The sequence below is a fragment of the Halodurantibacterium flavum genome, from assembly GCF_042681825.1.
Taxonomy (GTDB): Bacteria; Pseudomonadota; Alphaproteobacteria; order Rhodobacterales; family Rhodobacteraceae; genus Halodurantibacterium; species Halodurantibacterium flavum.
This window is the reverse complement of sequence record NZ_JBHUGH010000010.1, coordinates 204,264-222,407: the sequence shown is the minus strand read 5'-3', so window position 1 is coordinate 222,407 and position 18,144 is coordinate 204,264. Positions and strand designations below refer to the sequence as shown.

The following is an 18,144-nucleotide window of genomic DNA, read 5'->3' as shown; positions in this document are numbered from 1 at the left end:
GGCGCGACGGACGGACCGATGACAAACCTCATTGAAATCAAGGGCGTCTCACACGCCTACCAAACGGCAAGCGGGCCTTTGCCGGTGCTGGACAAGCTGGATGTGTCGATCCCCGAGGGCACGTTCTGCGCGGTTGTCGGCCCCTCGGGCTGTGGCAAGTCTACCCTCACCAGGCTCATCGCGGGGCTTCTGCGCCCCGACAGCGGCGAGGTCTGGCTGCACGGAGAGCTTGTCCGCTCCCCCCGCGCGACGGTCGGCATGGCCTTTCAGAACCCGGTCCTGCTGGAATGGCGGACGATCCTGCAGAACGTCATCCTGCCGCTGGAGATCGTGGCGCCCCGGATGCCACGGGCGCAGAAAGAGACCCGCGCGCGCGAGCTTCTGGCGCTGGTCGGCCTTGAGGGGTTCGAGGACAAGCGCCCGTCGGAGCTTTCGGGCGGGATGCGGCAGCGGGCCTCGCTCTGCCGGGCAATCGTGCACCGCCCGGAAATCCTGATCATGGATGAACCCTTCGGCGCGCTCGACGCCTTCACGCGGGAAGATCTGTGGCAACTGATGCACAAGCTGCGCGCGGAAGAGCCCTTCACAGCGCTTCTCATCACCCATGACCTGCGGGAAAGCGTCTACCTTGCCGATCAGGTGCTGGTTCTGTCGGGGCGCCCGGCCCGCACGCAGTTCCGGCTCGATATCCCGCTCGCCGGTACGCGCCCGCTCGACATGCTCTATTCGCCGCAATCCGTGGAATGGCTTGCGGAACTGCGCGACCAGATCGAGATTGCTCAGGGCCGCGCCCCGGTCCGCCAGCGGGAGGCCGCGCAATGACCGACCGCTGGCGCAAGATCGTCGTGCCGCTGGCCGCGATCGTGATCTTCCTGATCGCATGGGAATGGCTGGTCTGGTTCATGGCCTGGCCACGTTACAAGATGGCCGCCCCCTCGGATATCTGGCCGGCCTTCTGGCGATTCCGGCATCTGTTCCTCGAATATGGCTGGCAGACGCTGTGGCGCACCGTGGTGGGGCTTTGTCTCGCTGTCGTCGTCGGCACGGCGTTCGGCATGATCATGGGGTTCTCGCGCACGATGCGCGACGCGCTCTATCCGCTTCTGGTGGGGTTCAATGCGGTGCCAAAAGCGACGGTCGTGCCGGTGATCGCGCTGATGTTCGTCGGTCAGCACGATTTCAACACGATCCTGATCGCCTTCCTGATCTCGTTCTTCCCGATCTCGGTCTCGGTCGCCATCGGCCTTTCGACGCTGGAGCCCGAATATCGCGACATCCTCCGCTCGCTCGGGGCGTCGCGCTTCACGATCTTCCGCAAGATCGCGCTGCCGAAAACGCTGCCCGAATTCTTCGGGGCGACCAAGGTGGCCGCCACGCTCGCCTTCATCGGCACCAACCTGATGGAGATCGTGGAACCGCATGGGCGCGGGCTGGGGCATCTGTTCAACAGCGGCAAGATCAGCGCCGATTACCCGCTGATGTTCGCGGTGCTCATCGCGCTCGCCTTTCTGGGCATCCTTCTCTACTACGCGGTCGTTATCCTGGAACGCATTTTCGCCGGCTGGGCCGATCGCAGCACCGCCTGACCGGCTCTCTCTTGCAGAGCTGTCACATGGCGGCTATATGACCCATCGAGAGGTTGGCGCGGGCAGGCGCCTCGCCAACCCGGTCAGGTCCGGAAGGAAGCAGCCGTAACGAGCCCCGCTTGGGTCGTTGTCCAGCCTCTCACCCCTCCCCGACGTCCCGAAGCCACTGGCATTTCCCCGCCCCCGGCATTAGCTTGGCGCGACCAAGGAAGGGTGCCAATGTCCGAAACCGCTGCCTATCAGGTTCTTGCCCGCAAATACCGCCCCGCAACCTTTGCCGACCTGATCGGGCAAGAGGCGATGGTGCGCACGCTCAAGAACGCATTCGCAGCGGACCGGATCGCCCATGCCTTCGTGATGACCGGGGTGCGGGGGGTCGGCAAGACGACGACCGCGCGGATCATCGCCAAGGGGCTGAACTGCGTCGGGCCTGACGGCACGGGCGGGCCCACGACCGAACCCTGCGGCACCTGCGAACATTGCCGCGCCATCGCCGAGGGGCGCCATGTCGATGTGATGGAGATGGACGCCGCCTCGCGCACCGGCGTCGGCGACATCCGCGAAATCATCGAGTCGGTGCATTACCGGGCCGCCAGCGCGCGCTACAAGATCTACATCATCGACGAGGTTCACATGCTCTCGAACAGCGCGTTCAACGCGCTGCTCAAGACATTGGAGGAACCCCCGGCCCATGTGAAGTTCATCTTTGCGACAACGGAAATCCGCAAGGTCCCGGTCACGGTCCTGTCGCGCTGCCAGCGCTTTGACCTGCGCCGGATCGAGCCCGAGGTGATGATGACGCATCTCGCGCGCGTCGCGGGGCTGGAAGGGGCGCAGATCGCGCCCGACGCCATGGCGCTCATCACCCGCGCCGCCGAAGGGTCGGTCCGCGACGCCATGAGCCTGATGGATCAGGCGATTGCCCATGGCGCCGGCGAAACCACCGCTGAACAGGTCCGGGCCATGCTCGGGCTTGCGGACCGGGGGCGGGTGCTCGACCTCTTCGATCTGGTGATGAAAGGCGCGGCGGCCGACGCGCTGGCCGAGCTTTCCGCCCAGTATGCGGATGGCGCCGACCCGATGGCCGTGCTGCGCGATCTGGCAGAGGTCACCCACTGGATCAGCGTCATCAAGATCACGCCCGAGGCCGCCGAAGACCCGACCGTCCCGCCCGACGAACGTGCGCGCGGCCTGCGCATGTCCGAGGCGCTGCCGATGCGGGTTCTGACGCGGATGTGGCAGATGCTGCTAAAGGCGCTGGAAGAGGTCGCGCAGGCCCCGAACGCCATGATGGCGGCCGAAATGGCGATCATCCGGCTGACCCATGTGGCCGACCTGCCCTCGCCCGAGGAACTGGTGCGGCAGCTTCAGTCCATGCCCCCGCCGGCGCCCGGCGGCACGCCGCCCGCAGGTGGACGCTCTGCCCCGAACGGAAGCGGGGCGCGCAACGGATGGCAGGCCGCCGCGCCGGGCAATGGCCAGCCGGGGCCCGCGATGCAGCAGGCGCCCGGCTCTCACGGCCCAACCGCGCATGGTCCAACCACACACGGCCCCACGGCGCATGGGGCCGCGACCGCGCAGGCCCTCGCGGCCCAGGCCGGGCTTGCCGCCTATCCGAGCTTTGACCACATCGTCGCCCTGATCCGCGACAGCCGCGACATGAAGCTGCTGGTCGAGGTGGAAACGCATCTGAGGCTCGCGCGCTATGCGCCCGGCCGGATCGAGTTCCAGCCCACGCCCGAGGCCCCGCCCGACCTTGCGGCGCGGCTCGCGCAGCGGCTGCAGTCGTTGACGCATCAGCGCTGGGGCGTGAGCCTTGTGAACGAGGGCGGCGGGCAGACCATCGCGGAAGCCCGTGCCGCCGACCGGCTGGCGCTGGAGGCAGAGGCCCGTCAGCATCCGCTGGTCCAGGCGGTGCTCGAGGTCTTTCCCGGCGCCCGGATCAGCGATATCCGCACGCCCGAGGCACTGGAAAAACAGGCCGCGACCGAGGCCCTGCCCGAGGTCGAGGACGAATGGGACCCCTTCGAAGAGGAGTGACGAAATGATCAAGGGATTGGGCGGTTTTGGCGACATGGCCAAGATGATGAAAGCCGCGCAGGAAATGCAGGGCAAGATGGCGACCCTGCAGGAGGATCTTGAAAAGATCACCGTCACCGGCGAAAGCGGCGCGGGCCTCGTCAAGGCGACGGCCAGCGCCAAGGGCGATCTGGTGGCGCTCGACATCGACCCGTCGATCTTCCGCCCCGAGGACAAGGAGGTCGTCGAGGACCTGATCCTTGCGGCGATCAAGGATGCGCAACAGCGCGCCGGCGACCGCGCGCAGGAAGAGATGCGCAAGATTTCCGACGCGATGGGCCTGCCCGCGGGCATGAAGTTCCCGTTCTGACGTGTCCGACACCCGGCGCGAGATCGATACCCTGATCGAGGCCCTGGCGCGCCTGCCCGGGCTTGGGCCCCGATCGGCGCGGCGGGCGGTGCTTTACCTGCTGCAACGGCGCGGGACGCTGATGCTCCCGCTCGCGCAGGCGATGGAAGCCGTTGCCCAGACCGCGCGCGATTGTCTTGTCTGCGGCAATATCTCGACCGACGATGTCTGCCCGATCTGCGCGAACGAGGCTCGCGCGACGGGCGAACTGTGCGTCGTCGAGGATGTGGCCGACCTCTGGGCGATGGAACGAGCGGGCGTCTTTCGCGGGCGGTATCATGTGCTGGGCGGCACCCTCTCGGCGCTCGATGCCGTGGGACCTGAGGAACTGCGCATCCCGCAGCTGATCCGCCGCATCGCGGACGAAGGCGTGCGGGAAATCATCCTTGCCCTCAACGCGACGGTGAATGGCCAGACGACCGCGCATTACATCGCGGACGCGCTTTCCGGCAGCGGCGTCGCGGTGACGACGCTTGCCCAGGGCGTGCCCATCGGCGGAGAGCTCGACTATCTCGACGATGGCACGATCTCGGCGGCGCTGCGATCCCGGCGCAGTTTCTAGCGCCGGAACCCTTGCCCCCGGCCAAAGGTTCACTTGCCGTAACCAGCGAGGAGCCTGACATGACCGAGCGTGACAAGCGAGACGACGACACCCGCACCGATGCGGCAGGCTATGACATCACGCCACCGCCCCTGCGCCCCGACCAGCATTCCGAAAATCCGGGTTTGCATGATGAGGTCGCGCCTGCGCAGGAAGGCTGGAGAGAATTCGACACCGAGCGTGACCCAGCGGACTGGAAAGCCGACGAACCCTATCCCGAAACACCCGATGCAGAAGAGGCCACGCTGGACGACCTGCCGGACCTGCCCGAAGGCGATCTTTCGGAGAGGATCATCACGCTTCTGGAGGACTCTGACCTCACCATCTCCGACCTCTCGGTCGAGCGCAAGGGCACGACGATCATCCTGCGCGGCACCGCCGAGACGAATGCCGACCGGGCGCGCGCCGTGGATCTTGCCGTGGCGGTTCCCGGCGTCGATCACGTCGAGAACCTGCTTGCCGCCGACCATGCGTCGGACAGTGCGGAGGGCTAGCCGCGCAGGCTGCCCCCCGACACCTTGGTGACCTTTTCGATGATACGGGCGCTGACCGCCTCGATCTCCTCTTCGGTCAGCGTCCGTTCCACGGGCTGCAGCCGCACGGTCAAGGCAAGGCTCTTTTTCCCCTCGCCCATCTGCGCTGCCGCCTTTGGGCCGGTGAATTCATCAAAGACACGCACGCTTTCGATCAGGGCCTTGTCGGCCCCTTGGGCGGCATTCACCAGCGTCAGCGCCTCTACCCGTTCGTCGACCACGAAGGCAAAGTCGCGCTCCACCGCCTGAAGGCCGCTGGCGGCAAGCGCCGGCCGTGCCAAGGTCCGCGACTTCGGATAGGGCGCGTTTTCCAGCAGAACCGTAAAGGCAACCGCCGGTCCCTTGATGTCGAGCGTGGCGAGAACCCTGGGATGCACCTCGCCGAAGGTCGCGAGCACGAGTTTCGGCCCCAAAGTCATCTGCCCCGCGCGTCCGGGATGAAACCAGCCCGGAACGTTCCGCCCGATCTGGACCTTGGCAGGCGCACCGATGGCCGCGAGCACCGCCTCGGCATCGGCCTTTGCGTCATAGATATCCACGTTGCGGCGGCTGCCATGGGGATCGCGCGCGGCGGCCGCCCCGACCAGAAGGCCCGCCGCCTGAATATGCTGCTCGCCCGGCTCACCGCCGCTGAAGGCCGCGCCCACCTCGAACAGCGCCAGATCTGCAAAGCCCCGTGCCTGATTGCGCGCAGCCGCCAGCAGAAGGCCCGGCAGCAGGTCGGGCCGCAGATGGGTCATTTCCGACGAGATGGGGTTCTGCAGCCGCACCGCATCGTCCCCGCCGCCGAACAGCGCGGCAGAGGCTGCGTCGATGAAGCTGTAGGTGACGCATTCGTTATATCCGAGGCCCGCAAGCTGCCGCCGCGCCGCCTGTTCCCGGCGCTGCATCGGCGTCAGGATCGGGCGCGGTACGCCCGCCTGCGCCCGGGGCAAGGGCCGTCCCTTGAGCTTGGTGAGGCTGGCGATCCGCGCAACCTCTTCGATCAGATCGGCCTCGCCCAGCACATCGGGGCGCCAGCTGGGCGGGATCGCCTCGTCGCCCTCCAGCCGGAAGCCGAGCGCCTCAAGCGTCGCGCGCTGATCGGCCTCGGGGATATCCATCCCGACAAGGCTGATGACGCGGGCCGGATCGAACCGGTAGCGGCGCGTGGTGTCGGGCACTGCGCCGTCCATCACGACATGGCCGGGTTCGCCGCCGCAAAGCTCCAGCACCATCTTTGTCGCAAGTTCCAGCCCCGGCAGCGTGAATTCCGGGTCCACCCCGCGTTCGAAACGGTAACGCGCATCGGAATTGATCCGCAGCGCGCGGCCCGTGGTGGCAATGGTGATCGGGTCCCAATAGGCGGATTCCAGGAACACGTCGACGGTTTCGGCGGTGCAGCCGGAATGTTCGCCGCCCATGATCCCGGCAAGGCTTTCGACGCCCTGATCGTCCGCGATCACCATCTGACCTTCGCCCAGGGAATAGGTCTTGCCGTCGAGCGCCAGCAGGCTTTCCCCCTCGCGCGCCGGACGGATGTGCAAATTGCCCTGCACCTTGGCCATGTCAAAGACGTGCAGCGGGCGGTTCAGGTCGAAGGTGAAGAAGTTGGTGATATCGACCAGCGCCGAGATTGGTCGCAGCCCGATGGCGCGTAACCGTTTTTGCAACCAGTCGGGGCTTGGCCCGTTCTTCACGCCGCGGATGACACGGCCGGCGAAAAGGGGGCAGCCCTTTTCCTTCAGGCCCGGGTCGATGCTTACCGTGATCGGGCTGTCGAAACGCCCCTCGACCGCCGGAACCTCTTGCGGTTTCAACCGCCCCAGCCCCCGTGCCGCCAGATCGCGCGCGATGCCACGCACGCCGAGCGCGTCGGGCCGGTTCGGCGTGATCTTGATATAGATCATCGGGTCGTTGAGGCCGCGATAATCGATGAAGCGCGCGCCCAGCGGCGCGTCCTCGGGCAGGTCGATGATGCCGTCATGGTCGTCCGACAGCTCCATCTCGCGTTCGGAACAGAGCATCCCGTTCGATTCCACGCCCCGGATCACCCCCGGCTTGAGGTCCACGCCCGTGCCCGGAACATGCGTCCCCACCGGCGCAAAGACCCCCACAAGCCCCGTCCGCGCATTGGGCGCACCACAGACGACCTGAACCTCTTCCATCCGGCCGCCGGGGCCATCGGGATAGGTCGCCACACGGCAGAGCCGCAGGCGGTCGGCATTGGGGTGCTGCACCGCCTCGATCACCTTCGCGATACGAAAGGCGCCCAGCTTTTCGGCCGGGTCCGAGACCTCCTCGACCTCCAGCCCCAGATCGGTGAGGGCGTAAAGAATGTCATCCAGCGACGCCTCGGTCTCGAGGTGGTCTTTGAGCCAGGAGAGGGTGAATTTCATTGTGTTATCCCGAGACGGTTCATGACGATGATCGTCAAAATGGTCGTTATGATCGGGAGACCGACCGAAATCAGAAGCTGAGAGCTCGCAGAGGCAAGCCACCTTCGTAATCTGCTGAGGGGCATGTTTGACCGTAGATCGCGCAACCTCTCGAATCCCGGAAGCATAAGCAAGGTGTGTCGAAAGTCGCCGCCCTGAGACTCATGGATTTCCGCCCATCGCTGCTCCCCAAACTGTCGCAGGTAGTACCGCACTTCCACGCCTTGCAAAGGGATCGCTGCGCCCTCTGGCTTTGGTACGGAGTGATCCGTCGTCCAGCGATAGGACGCTCGATCATCATTCACTAGAAATGCCACCCTGGACGGAGCCGACTTCTCGAGAATCTCCAGCAGGAGCCTCTCCGCCTTCTCATCCCACCTCACCTGCTCAGCCCCCCCGGCAGGCTCGGCATGTCGAGCGCCGCGAAGCCGTAGTTCCGCAGCCAGCGCAGGTCGCTCTCGAAGAAGGCGCGGAGGTCGGGGATGCCGTATTTCAGCATGGCGATCCGGTCGATGCCCATGCCAAAGGCAAAGCCCTGCCATTCATTCGGGTCGATCCCGCCGGACCGCAGCACATGCGGGTGCACCATGCCGGACCCAAGGATCTCCATCCAGCTGTCGCCCTGCCCGATCTTGAGCTGCCCGCCTTCCCAGGAACAGCGGATATCGACCTCGGCCGACGGCTCGGTGAAGGGGAAGTGGCTGGCGCGGAAGCGCAGTTCGACCTGATCGACCTCGAAGAAGGCGCGGCAGAATTCCTCCAGCACCCATTTCAGGTTGGCCATCGACAGATCGCGGTCGATCGCCAGCCCCTCGACCTGGTGGAACATCGGCGTATGGGTCTGGTCCATGTCCATGCGATAGACGCGGCCCGGCGCGATCACGCGGATCGGCGCGCCCTGAGCCAGCATCGCCCGCACCTGAACCGGGCTGGTATGGGTGCGCAGCACATGCGGCGGGCGGTCGTCGCCGGGGGCGCGGTGCATGAAGAACGTGTCATGCTCCTGCCGGGCCGGGTGTTCCGGCGCGATGTTGAGCGCGTCGAAGTTATACCAGTCGCTTTCGACCTGCGGCCCCTCGGCCACGGAAAAGCCCATATCGGCAAAGATCGCCGTCAGTTCCTCCATCACCTGGCTGACGGGGTGGATGGTGCCCATGCGGCGCGGACGGCCCGGCAGCGTCACGTCGAGCCATTCGGCCTGCAGCCGTTCGTTCAACGCGGCATCGGCAAGCGCTGCCTTTTTCGCCCTCAGCGCGGCGTCGATTTCGTCCTTGAGCGCGTTGAGCGCGGGCCCCGCCACCTGCCGTTCTTCGGGCGTCATCTTGCCCAGTTCGCGCATCCTGAGGCTGACTTCGCCCCTCTTGCCGAGTGCTGCCAGACGAAGCTCTTCCAGCGCGGCCTCATCCCGGGCACCGCCGATGCCCTCCAGAAACCTGGCCTTCAACGCGTCGAGATGTTCCATGGCGCCCTCATGCAGTCATTGCGCGCCGGGGATAGCACAGAGCGCCTTGATTGCAAGCGCGGGGCACAAGAAAAACCCCGCCTGCCGGGGCAGACGGGGTTGCGGTTTTCGCAGCGGTCGCAGCCTCAGGCGGCGACGGCGGCCTTGGCGCGGGTCACGATGGCGCCGAACGCCTCGGGCTCATGCACCGCGAGATCGGCGAGAACCTTGCGGTCCACCTCGATCCCGGCCACGGCCAGCGCGTTGATGAAGCGCGAATAGGTCAGCGCCGGGTCGATCTCGCGCACTGCGGCGTTGATCCGCTGAATCCAGAGCGCGCGGAAATTGCGCTTGCGGGTCTTGCGGTCGCGGGTGGCGTATTGGTTGGCCTTGTCCACCGCCTGCGTGGCCGTGCGGAAGTTCGTGCCACGGGCGGCGTAATAGCCCTTGGCGGCCTTGACGACCTTGCGGTGACGGGCGTGGGTAACCTTGCCGGATTTAACGCGTGCCATTGTCCAGCCTCCTTAGCGGTCGTAGGGCATGTAGGTCTTGACGATCTTGGTGTCGGGTGCCGAAAGCACCGTCGTCCCACGAGCGTCACGGATGAACTTGGTCGTCCGCTTGATCATGCCATGCCGTTTGCCGGCCTGACCGACCTTGACCTTGCCGGTCGCGGTCATCTTGAAGCGCTTCTTGGCGCTGGACTTGGTCTTCATCTTGGGCATTTCCATCTCCTTTTCAGGCGGTTTACGCGCGACTCGGCATGCCACATGGGCCGGACGCGCGGGTATAGAGCGGGGCGTATAGGCGGCCCGCCCCGGCTTGGCAAGCGGAAATCAGTTCACGATGCGGGCAAGGACATGGATCACGGCCTCGGCGATCAGGCCGGGGGCCGCCGGTCCGGGGTGCAGGTAGAACCCACCGCCGATCAACCCCGCGCCAAGCAGGGTCAGCACAAAGCCCGACCTCGGGCGCCGTTCATCGGCATAGGCGCCGGCGATCAGAACGATGCCGAAGCCCGCCAGAACCAGCCCCGCAACCAGCATCAGATCGACGGCCATCCTGCCCCCGCGCCAGAGGTGATGCGGCCATTATTCGGGATCGGTCCGGTAAATCAACCGTTCTTCGCAAGGCGCCACGCGCAGGATGTTGGTCGTGCCCTCGACATTGAAGGGCACGCCGGCAGTGACGACGATCTGGTCGGCCTCGGTTGCAAAACCGTAGTTGCGTGCGACCCGTGCGGCGCTGACCACGGCGCCCTTGAACCGGTCGACGGGATCGACAACCTCGCAATGGGTGCCCCAGGTCAGCGAGAGACGGCGGGCCGTTTCCCGGATGGAGGTCAGCGCGATGATCGGAACGCGCGGACGTTCACGGGCCACCAGCGAGCCGGTCGTGCCCGACTGGGTGAAACAGCAGATCGCCCGGATCTCCGTGGCCTCGGCGATTTCGCGGGCTGCGGCGACGATACCGTCGGCGATGGTCTTGCGAACAACCTTGCGGCTCGACTCGATGACGTCGCGATAGGTCTGGTCGCTTTCGACCTCGATGGCGACGTTGTTCATCGTCGTCACCGCCTCGACCGGATAGTTGCCCGCCGCGCTCTCGGCCGAGAGCATGACGGCGTCCGCCCCCTCATAGATGGCGGTGGCGACGTCCGACACCTCGGCCCGGGTCGGCATCGGGCTGTCGATCATGCTTTCGAGCATCTGGGTCGCGACGATCACCGGCTTGGCGGCCGCACGGGCAAGGCGGACCAACCGCTTTTGAATCGGCGGCACGTTCTGGACGGGCAACTCGACACCCAGATCGCCCCGAGCCACCATGATCCCGTCGGAGACCGCCAGAATCTCCGGATAGGCCTTCACCGCCGCCGGTTTCTCGATCTTCGAGAGGATCGCCGCCCGCCCGCGTGCAAGGCCGCGCGCTTCATCGACATCGGCGGCACGTTGCACGAACGAGAGCGCGAGCCAGTCGACCCCCAGTTCGCAGACGAATTCCAGATCGCGACGGTCCTTGTCAGACAGGGCGGCCAGCGGCAGCACGACGTCGGGCACGTTCACGCCCTTGCGGTTCGAAATGATGCCGCCGGCGATCACCACGCAATCGGCAAAGTCCGGACCGCAGGCATTCACCTTGAGGCGGATCTTGCCGTCATTGACCAAAAGCGTTGCCCCCGGCTCCAGCGCCTCGAAAATCTCGCGGTGGGGAAGACAGACGCGATTCACATCGCCCTCGGCCGGATCGAGATCCAGACGGAAGGCGGCACCGGCGTTCAGCATCTCCTCGCCATTGGCAAAGGTGCCGACCCGCAGCTTTGGACCTTGAAGATCGGCAAGGATGCCGATCGGGCGGCCCATATCGGCCTCGATCTGCCGGATGATCGCGTGCCGGGCGGCGATTTCATCATGGCTGCCATGGCTCATGTTCAGGCGGAACACATCTGCCCCTGCCTCGAACAGCGCCCGGATCGTTTCATAGGTGCTTGATGCAGGGCCCAGCGTGGCCACGATCTTTACGTTGCGAAGGCGTCTCATCCTGCCTCATTTCCCTGTGTTCGTATCAGCGTTTCAAATCAGGTTTGAAATCGCGATGGGCCGCAGCCTGTATGGCGGAATTCACCCATGGGGGCAACTGGCGCTTTACCCTACAGACGGTTAAAGGCAGGTGACAAACAGGGAAAGACAATGCAGCACCAGCCATTTTTCGTGGAAGGCGCCGAGCGTCCGGCGCGCTGGCTCATCACCTGCGACCACGCGTCGAACACCGTGCCGCCGTGGGTCAATGGCGGCACGCTGGGCATCGCGCCTGCGGATATGGCGCGGCATATCGCCTATGACGTGGGTGCGGCGGATCTGGCGCGCGCGCTCGCGGCGCGGCTGGATGCCCCTTTCCTGCGCTCTGACTTCTCGCGTCTCGTGATCGACCCCAACCGGGGCGAGGATGACCCGACGCTGGTGATGAAGCTTTACGACGGCACGATCATTCCCGCGAACCGCCATGTCGGGCCGAATGAACGCGAGGATCGGCTCAACCGACTTTATCGCCCCTATCATGCGGCGCTTGAAAGGCTCGCCGGGCGGCGCCCCGATACGGTGATCGTGGCGATCCACAGCTTTACCCCATGTCTGCGCGGGCGCCCCCCGCGGCCCTGGCATGTCGGTATCCTTTTCGCGGATGATGTGCGACTTGCGCGTCCCCTTCTCGACCTGCTTCATGCCGAGACCGACCTCTGTGTGGGCGAGAACGAGCCCTATCTGGGGCACCTTCCCGGCGACAGCATCGACCGCCATGCCCTTGCCCCGGGGCGGCCCAATGTTCTGATCGAACTGCGCAACGACCTGATCGCCTCGCCGGGGGACGCCGAGGCATGGGCCGCGCGGCTGGCACCCCTGCTTGAAGCCGCGCTGACGAAGGCCAATCTTTGATCCGACAAAGGAGATGACCGATGGATGACGCCACCCGCACCGAACTGGAAGCCGCCGCCTTTCGCCGCCTGATGGAGCACCTGCTGGAAAAGCGCCCGGAGGTGCAGAACATCGACCTGATGAACCTGGCGGGGTTCTGCCGCAACTGCCTGAGCCGCTGGTATCAGGAGGCCGCGAATGCGCGCGGCATCGAGATGGACAAGGAAGAGGCCCGCGAGATCGTCTATGGGATGCCGTATGACGACTGGCGTGCCCGCCACCAGCGCGAAGCCTCGGACGATCAGAAGGCGGCCTTCGAGACCGCGTTCCGGGAAAACGTCGGCGAGAAATGAAAAGGCCGCGCAACTGCGCGGCCCCTTGATCCGGAAGGTCTGACCCGGAAGGCCCGCGGGGCCTTGCCCCCTGTCGCCTTAGGGTCCTCTTGCGGATGCGTCGGCTGTCAGACGGCAGCCTTGCGCATCTCATCCAGATAGATTTCCCGCAGGCGCGCCGCCACGCGGCCCGGCTTGCCGTCGCCAAGCGTCGCGCCGTCGATCTCGACCACCGGCATCACGAAAGCCGAAGCCGAGGTGATGAAGGCCTCATCCGCCGCCTGCGCTTCCTCGATGGTAAAGGCGCGCTCCTCGACCTCCATCTGCGCCTCGCGGGCGCAGCGCAGCACGGCGGCACGGGTAATCCCGTGCAGGATCTCGTTGCCCAACTGCCGGGTGATGATCTTGCCGCCCTTGACGATATAGGCGTTGTTCGAGGTGCCCTCGGTCACCTTGCCATCCTCGACCAGCCAGGCGTCGTCGGCCCCGGCCTTCTTGGCCATCATCTTGCCCATCGACGGGTAAAGAAGCTGCACCGTCTTGATGTCGCGACGCCCCCAGCGGATATCGGGGATCGAGATGACCTTGATGCCCGTCTTTGCGACCGGATTATCGGCCAGACCGGGCTTCGACTGGGTGAAAAGCACCACTGTCGGTTCGGCATCCACGGGGAAGGCGAAATCCCGGTCCGCCGCGCCGCGCGTGACCTGCAGATAGATCATCCCGTCGACAAGTTCGTTGCGCGCCACCAGCTCGCGGTGGATCTCAAGCAACTCATCCTCGGTCAGCGGGGCCTTCATGTCGAGTTCGTTCAGCGAGCGTGCCAGCCGGCGGGCATGGCCCGCAAAGTCGATGAGCTTGCCGCCAAGAACGCTTGTCACCTCATAGACGCCATCGGCCATCAGGAAGCCGCGGTCAAAGATCGAGACCTTTGCCTCTTCCTCCGGCAGGTAGTCGCCATTCACATAGACAGTCCGGCTCATCATTCTCTCCTTCAGCCCCAAAGCGCCGCCTGCGCGGGATGCACGCCCGCCTCGTCATATTGCAGCGGATGGTCGCGGTCTTCCGCCAGAAGCAGCGGCCCGTCAAGATCGGTGACCGCAACGCCCTGCGCCACCAGCACCGCCGGTGCCATCGCCAGCGACGACCCCACCATGCAGCCGACCATCACCTGATACCCCTCTGCCAGCGCCTGCGCCTTCAGCGCCAGCGCCTCGGTCAGCCCGCCGGTCTTGTCGAGCTTGATGTTCACCATGTCATACTTGCCCTTCAGGGCAGGCAGGCTGTGGCGGTCATGGCAGCTTTCATCCGCGCAGACCGGCAGCGGGCGCGCGATCTCGGCCAGCATGTCGTCCTGCCCGGCGGGCAGCGGCTGTTCGACCATCGCCACGCCCAGCCGCAGCAGATGCGGCGCAAGCTCGGAATAAACCTCGGCTGTCCAGCCTTCGTTCGCATCCACCACGATCCGAGCCGAGGGCGCACCGGCCCGCACAGCCTCCAGCCGCGCCATGTCGTCGGGCGTGCCCAGCTTGATCTTGAGCACGGGGCGATGCGCGTTGCGCGCCGCTGCGGCCTGCATCCGCTCGGGCGTGTCGAGCGACAGGGTAAAAGCCGTAATCTCCGGCCCCGGCGCGGCAAGGCCCGCCAATTCCCAGACCCTCTTGCCGGTCGTCTTGGCCTCAAGATCCCACAGGGCGCAATCGACCGCATTGCGCGCGGCCCCGGCAGGCAGAAGGCCCTGCAGCGCCTGCCGGTCGAACGGCACCGAAAGCCCCTCGATCTGCGCCGTGACGCTTTCGAGCGTTTCGCCATAGCGGGCATAGGGAACGCATTCGCCCCACCCCTCATGCGCGCCGTCACCGATCCGCACGGTCAGGACGCGCGTTTCCGTCCGGCTGCCGCGGCTGATGGTAAAGACTTCCGCAAGGCGAAACGTGTCGGGGGTGACGGTCAGACGCATGAACTCTCCTTCCGGCCCGGACAGGCCCGGGCCAATTCTGTCGCTGCGGATCAGATCAGATTGCCGCCAGCGCGTCCACCAGACGCCCGGCGCCATGGCGGAACGGATCGACGGCCGGCAGGCCCATCTCCGCCTCGACCTGGGCCAGATAGGCCTGCGCCTCTTCCTCGGTCATGTGCTGGGTGTTGACCGAGATGCCCACGACCTGCACCTGCGGGTTCGCAACACGCGCCATCAAAAGCGCCGCGTCCCGCAATTCCGCGAGCCCGGGCAGCGTGTAGTCCGGCAGGCCCCGCATATGGGCGCGGGTGGGTTCGTGGCACAGGACCAGCGCGTCGGGCTGCCCGCCATGGATCAGCGCCAGCGTGACGCCCGAATAGGACACGTGGAACAGGCTGCCCTGCCCCTCGATCAGGTCCCAGTGGTCGGGATCGTTGTCGGGGGTCAGCCACTCGATCGACCCGGCCATGAAATCGGCGATCACCGCGTCCAGCGGCACGCCCTCACCCGTAATCAGGATGCCGGTCTGGCCGGTCGCACGAAAGGTCGACTTCATCCCCCGGGCGCGCATCTCACGATCCATGGCGAGCGCGGTGTACATCTTGCCGACCGAGCAATCCGTGCCGACGGCGAGCATCCGCTTGCCGGCGCGTTTCTTGCCGTTCGCGATCGGGTAATCCACCACCGGAACGCGCACGTCATGCAGGCTGCGCCCATGGCGTTCTGCGGCGGCAACCAGTTCAGGTTCGTCCCGCAACAGGTTGTGCAGGCCGCTTGCCAGGTCGAACCCCTCGGCCAGCGCGGCGACCAGAACCTCGATCCATGCCGGGGAGATCACCCCGCCCCGGTTCGCGACGCCGACCACGAGCGTCTTGCAGCCCGCCGCCCTGGCCTCGGCCAGGGTCATGTCGGGCAGGCGCATATCGGCCTTGCAACCGGGCATCCGGAACTGGCCGATGGCAAATTCGGGGCGCCAGTCGCGGATGCCCTGCGCAACCTTGGCCGCAAGCGCATCCGGTGCGTCGCCGAGGAAAAGAAGATAGGGGGTCTGAATCATGGCGCACCTCTCCTGTGTTTCCCGGAGAATGCGGCATCTCCGACCGAATGTCCGTGATTTTTGCGGGCGCAGCAGAGGGCGGTAAGCAATAATTCCGCGGTAAGCTGGTGCAGCGCGCAAATTTCTTCTGTTATTCTTTTTCTGCACGAGTTTTAATCTCACGTCCAAGGGTTTATGCGCAGTTTTCTGCGCGCGCAAACAACACTTGAAACTTTTCGCGCAACTTCGTATCCATCAAGGCGATCATATGGAAACAAAATTACCAGCCCGATGAGCTTCCGCATCCAGCCTGCGCCGCCCGCCCGCCCCAATCGCTGCCAACTCTTCGGGCCGGGCTCTCGTCCGGCGATCTTCGAGAAGATGGCGCAAAGCGCAGCGGACGTGATCAACCTCGATCTCGAAGACTCGGTCGCCCCGGATGACAAGGCGGCCGCGCGCGCCAACATCATCCGCGCCATCGGCGAAGTCGACTGGGGGCGCAAATACCTCTCGGTGCGGATAAACGGCCTCGACACGCCCTATTGGTATCGCGACGTGGTGGACCTGCTGGAACAGGCCGGGGACCGTCTGGACCAGATCATGATCCCCAAGGTCGGCTGCGCTGCGGATGTCTATGCCGTGGATGCGCTGGTGACGGCAGTCGAGCGCGCCACGGGCCGCGAAAAGGCGATCAGCTTTGAAGTCATCATCGAATCCGCAGCCGGCATCGCACATGTGAACGAGATCGCTGCTGCCTCGCCACGCCTGCAGGCGATGAGCCTTGGCGCCGCGGATTTCGCGGCCTCCATGGGGATGCAGACGACCGGCATCGGCGGCACGCAGGAAAACTACTACATGCTGCAGGACGGCGCGCGCCACTGGTCCGACCCTTGGCACTGGGCGCAGGCCGCGATCGTCGCCGCCTGTCGCACCCACGGGCTGTTGCCCGTGGACGGGCCATTCGGCGACTTTTCCGACGATGAGGGCTTTCGCGCGCAGGCCCGGCGGTCGGCGACGCTGGGCATGGTGGGCAAATGGGCCATTCACCCCAAGCAGGTGGCGCTTGCGAATGAGGTTTTCACCCCGTCCGCCGCAGCGGTCGCCGAGGCGCGGGAAATCCTCGCGGCAATGGAACAGGCCCGGGCCGAGGGCGCTGGTGCGACTGTTTACAAAGGTCGTCTGGTAGATATAGNATAGCATCCATTCGGCAAGCCGAGGTGATCGTCCGGCAATCCGAGATGATCGCCGGCTGACAGATACCAGCCCCGTCCGGTTTGGGAGGACATGACGGGGATCTGGGAGGAGGCGCGCGCCCCGGCACCGTCCGGGGCGCGGCGTTGAATCCGGGTCTCGGCGACGGGCCGCACGAAGACTGTCCTACCGTTGCAAATGACCGCCCGGGCCGTCATATAGCAGCCAGTGACATTTCTGGAGCGTGGTCGATGAATTATCTCGAGTTCGAAAAGCCGCTGGCCGAAATCGAAGGCAAGGCCGAGGAGCTTCGGGCGATGGCCCGGTCGAACAAGGAGATGGATGTCGAGAAAGAGGCCTCGGCCCTCGACCGCAAGGCCGAAACGATGCTGCGGGACCTTTACAAGGACCTCACGCCGTGGCGCAAATGTCAGGTCGCGCGCCACCCCGACCGCCCGCATTGCCGCGATTATATCGACGCGCTTTTCACCGAATACACCTCGCTTGCCGGCGACCGGAACTTTGCCGACGACCATGCCGTGATGGGGGGGCTTGCGCGTTTCAACGACCAGCCGGTGATGGTGATCGGCCATGAAAAAGGCAACGACACCCGCACCCGTATCGAACGCAATTTCGGCATGGCGCGCCCCGAAGGGTACCGCAAGGCCATCCGGCTACTGGATATGGCGCACCGGTTCCGCATCCCGGTCGTGACGCTGGTCGACACCCCCGGCGCCTATCCCGGCAAGGGCGCCGAGGAACGCGGCCAGAGCGAGGCGATCGCCCGTTCCACCCAGAAATGCCTTGAGGTCGGCGTGCCGCTGATCTCGGTCATCATCGGTGAAGGCGGGTCGGGCGGCGCCGTGGCCTTTGCCACCGCGAACCGCGTCGCGATGCTGGAACATTCGGTCTATTCGGTGATCAGCCCCGAAGGCTGCGCCTCGATCCTGTGGAAGGACGCGGAAAAGATGCGCGAAGCTGCCGAGGCCCTGCGTCTCACTGCGCAGGACCTGCACAAGCTGGGCGTGATAGACCGGATCATCAAGGAACCGCTGGGCGGCGCCCATCGCGCCCCCTCCGAGACGATTGCAAGCGTCGGGCGCGCCATCGAGGTCATGCTCAAGGAGCTTTCGGGCAAGAAACCCGAGGCCCTGATCCGCGACCGCCGTCAGAAATTCCTCGACATGGGGACCAAGGGGCTGGCGGCCTGAC

18 protein-coding genes, 1 other RNA gene and 1 pseudogene are annotated in these 18,144 nt (G+C 65.6%); 11 read left to right on the top strand and 9 right to left on the bottom strand.

Annotation, left to right across the window (positions count from 1 at the left end; all coding sequences use genetic code 11):
* Window positions 1-18: 18 nt before the first annotated feature.
* From ACFSGJ_RS13980 to ACFSGJ_RS13950, 7 genes are all read left to right on the top strand, one after another.
* A complete protein-coding gene (locus ACFSGJ_RS13980; protein WP_390263008.1) occupies window positions 19-822 on the top strand; it encodes an ABC transporter ATP-binding protein in 804 nt (267 codons plus the stop codon).
* Window positions 819-1,586: an ABC transporter permease gene (locus ACFSGJ_RS13975; protein ID WP_390263005.1), complete on the top strand. Its 768-nt coding sequence runs from the start codon at window positions 819-821 to the stop codon at window positions 1,584-1,586. The genes ACFSGJ_RS13980 and ACFSGJ_RS13975 overlap by 4 nt, the downstream gene beginning before the upstream one ends.
* A 47-nt stretch (window positions 1,587-1,633) precedes the next feature.
* Window positions 1,634-1,730: signal recognition particle sRNA small type (gene ffs, locus ACFSGJ_RS13970), an RNA gene on the top strand.
* Between the two features lie 75 nt (window positions 1,731-1,805).
* Window positions 1,806-3,626, top strand: a complete 1,821-nt coding sequence (locus tag ACFSGJ_RS13965; protein WP_390263002.1) for a DNA polymerase III subunit gamma/tau — start codon at window positions 1,806-1,808, stop codon at window positions 3,624-3,626.
* Between the two features lie 4 nt (window positions 3,627-3,630).
* Window positions 3,631-3,975: a YbaB/EbfC family nucleoid-associated protein gene (locus tag ACFSGJ_RS13960; RefSeq protein ID WP_390262999.1), complete on the top strand. Its 345-nt coding sequence runs from the start codon at window positions 3,631-3,633 to the stop codon at window positions 3,973-3,975.
* Between the two features lies 1 nt (window position 3,976).
* Complete coding sequence (gene recR, locus ACFSGJ_RS13955) at window positions 3,977-4,576, top strand: recombination mediator RecR (protein WP_390262996.1); 600 nt, start codon at window positions 3,977-3,979, stop codon at window positions 4,574-4,576.
* Between the two features lie 59 nt (window positions 4,577-4,635).
* A complete protein-coding gene (locus ACFSGJ_RS13950) occupies window positions 4,636-5,109 on the top strand; it encodes a BON domain-containing protein (RefSeq protein ID WP_390262993.1) in 474 nt (157 codons plus the stop codon).
* Here ACFSGJ_RS13950 and pheT read toward each other — a convergent pair.
* The 6 genes from pheT to pyk form a co-directional block, all read right to left on the bottom strand.
* Window positions 5,106-7,526: a phenylalanine--tRNA ligase subunit beta gene (pheT, locus tag ACFSGJ_RS13945; protein ID WP_390262991.1), complete on the bottom strand. Its 2,421-nt coding sequence runs from the start codon at window positions 7,524-7,526 to the stop codon at window positions 5,106-5,108. The genes ACFSGJ_RS13950 and pheT overlap by 4 nt on opposite strands.
* A gap of 418 nt (window positions 7,527-7,944) precedes the next feature.
* Window positions 7,945-9,027: a phenylalanine--tRNA ligase subunit alpha gene (gene pheS / locus ACFSGJ_RS13940; RefSeq protein WP_390262988.1), complete on the bottom strand. Its 1,083-nt coding sequence runs from the start codon at window positions 9,025-9,027 to the stop codon at window positions 7,945-7,947.
* A gap of 125 nt (window positions 9,028-9,152) precedes the next feature.
* Complete coding sequence (rplT, locus tag ACFSGJ_RS13935) at window positions 9,153-9,518, bottom strand: 50S ribosomal protein L20 (protein WP_390262985.1); 366 nt, start codon at window positions 9,516-9,518, stop codon at window positions 9,153-9,155.
* Window positions 9,519-9,530: 12 nt separating this feature from the next.
* The gene (gene rpmI, locus ACFSGJ_RS13930) at window positions 9,531-9,731 is read right to left on the bottom strand and encodes a 50S ribosomal protein L35 (RefSeq protein WP_377398283.1); all 201 of its coding nucleotides are present in this window, start codon (window positions 9,729-9,731) and stop codon (window positions 9,531-9,533) included.
* 111 nt (window positions 9,732-9,842) lie between these two features.
* Window positions 9,843-10,067, bottom strand: coding sequence for a hypothetical protein (locus ACFSGJ_RS13925; RefSeq protein ID WP_390262982.1), 225 nt, complete (start codon window positions 10,065-10,067; stop codon window positions 9,843-9,845).
* A 30-nt stretch (window positions 10,068-10,097) separates the two neighbouring features.
* The gene (gene pyk, locus ACFSGJ_RS13920; RefSeq protein WP_390262979.1) at window positions 10,098-11,543 is read right to left on the bottom strand and encodes a pyruvate kinase; all 1,446 of its coding nucleotides are present in this window, start codon (window positions 11,541-11,543) and stop codon (window positions 10,098-10,100) included.
* Window positions 11,544-11,693: 150 nt separating this feature from the next.
* On the opposite strand from pyk, the gene ACFSGJ_RS13915 reads away from it, so the two are divergent.
* Window positions 11,694-12,434: an N-formylglutamate amidohydrolase gene (locus tag ACFSGJ_RS13915; protein WP_390262976.1), complete on the top strand. Its 741-nt coding sequence runs from the start codon at window positions 11,694-11,696 to the stop codon at window positions 12,432-12,434.
* Between the two features lie 20 nt (window positions 12,435-12,454).
* Window positions 12,455-12,766, top strand: coding sequence for a DUF1244 domain-containing protein (locus ACFSGJ_RS13910; protein ID WP_390262973.1), 312 nt, complete (start codon window positions 12,455-12,457; stop codon window positions 12,764-12,766).
* 107 nt (window positions 12,767-12,873) lie between these two features.
* Here the strand turns inward: ACFSGJ_RS13910 and ACFSGJ_RS13905 are convergent, their stop codons facing one another.
* From ACFSGJ_RS13905 to dgcN, 3 genes are read right to left on the bottom strand one after another with little or no spacing between them, the layout of a single operon-like run.
* The gene (locus ACFSGJ_RS13905; protein ID WP_390262970.1) at window positions 12,874-13,728 is read right to left on the bottom strand and encodes a D-amino-acid transaminase; all 855 of its coding nucleotides are present in this window, start codon (window positions 13,726-13,728) and stop codon (window positions 12,874-12,876) included.
* Window positions 13,729-13,739: 11 nt separating this feature from the next.
* A complete protein-coding gene (gene dgcA, locus ACFSGJ_RS13900; RefSeq protein ID WP_390262967.1) occupies window positions 13,740-14,705 on the bottom strand; it encodes an N-acetyl-D-Glu racemase DgcA in 966 nt (321 codons plus the stop codon).
* A gap of 55 nt (window positions 14,706-14,760) precedes the next feature.
* Window positions 14,761-15,762: an N-acetyltransferase DgcN gene (gene dgcN, locus ACFSGJ_RS13895; RefSeq protein ID WP_390262964.1), complete on the bottom strand. Its 1,002-nt coding sequence runs from the start codon at window positions 15,760-15,762 to the stop codon at window positions 14,761-14,763.
* A gap of 270 nt (window positions 15,763-16,032) precedes the next feature.
* Between dgcN and ACFSGJ_RS13890 the strand changes: the two are divergent.
* Both ACFSGJ_RS13890 and ACFSGJ_RS13885 read left to right on the top strand, forming a co-directional pair.
* A pseudogene (locus ACFSGJ_RS13890) lies at window positions 16,033-16,994 on the top strand (L-malyl-CoA/beta-methylmalyl-CoA lyase).
* Window positions 16,995-17,183: 189 nt separating this feature from the next.
* Window positions 17,184-18,143, top strand: a complete 960-nt coding sequence (locus ACFSGJ_RS13885) for an acetyl-CoA carboxylase carboxyltransferase subunit alpha (RefSeq protein ID WP_390262961.1) — start codon at window positions 17,184-17,186, stop codon at window positions 18,141-18,143.
* Window position 18,144 lies beyond the last annotated feature (1 nt).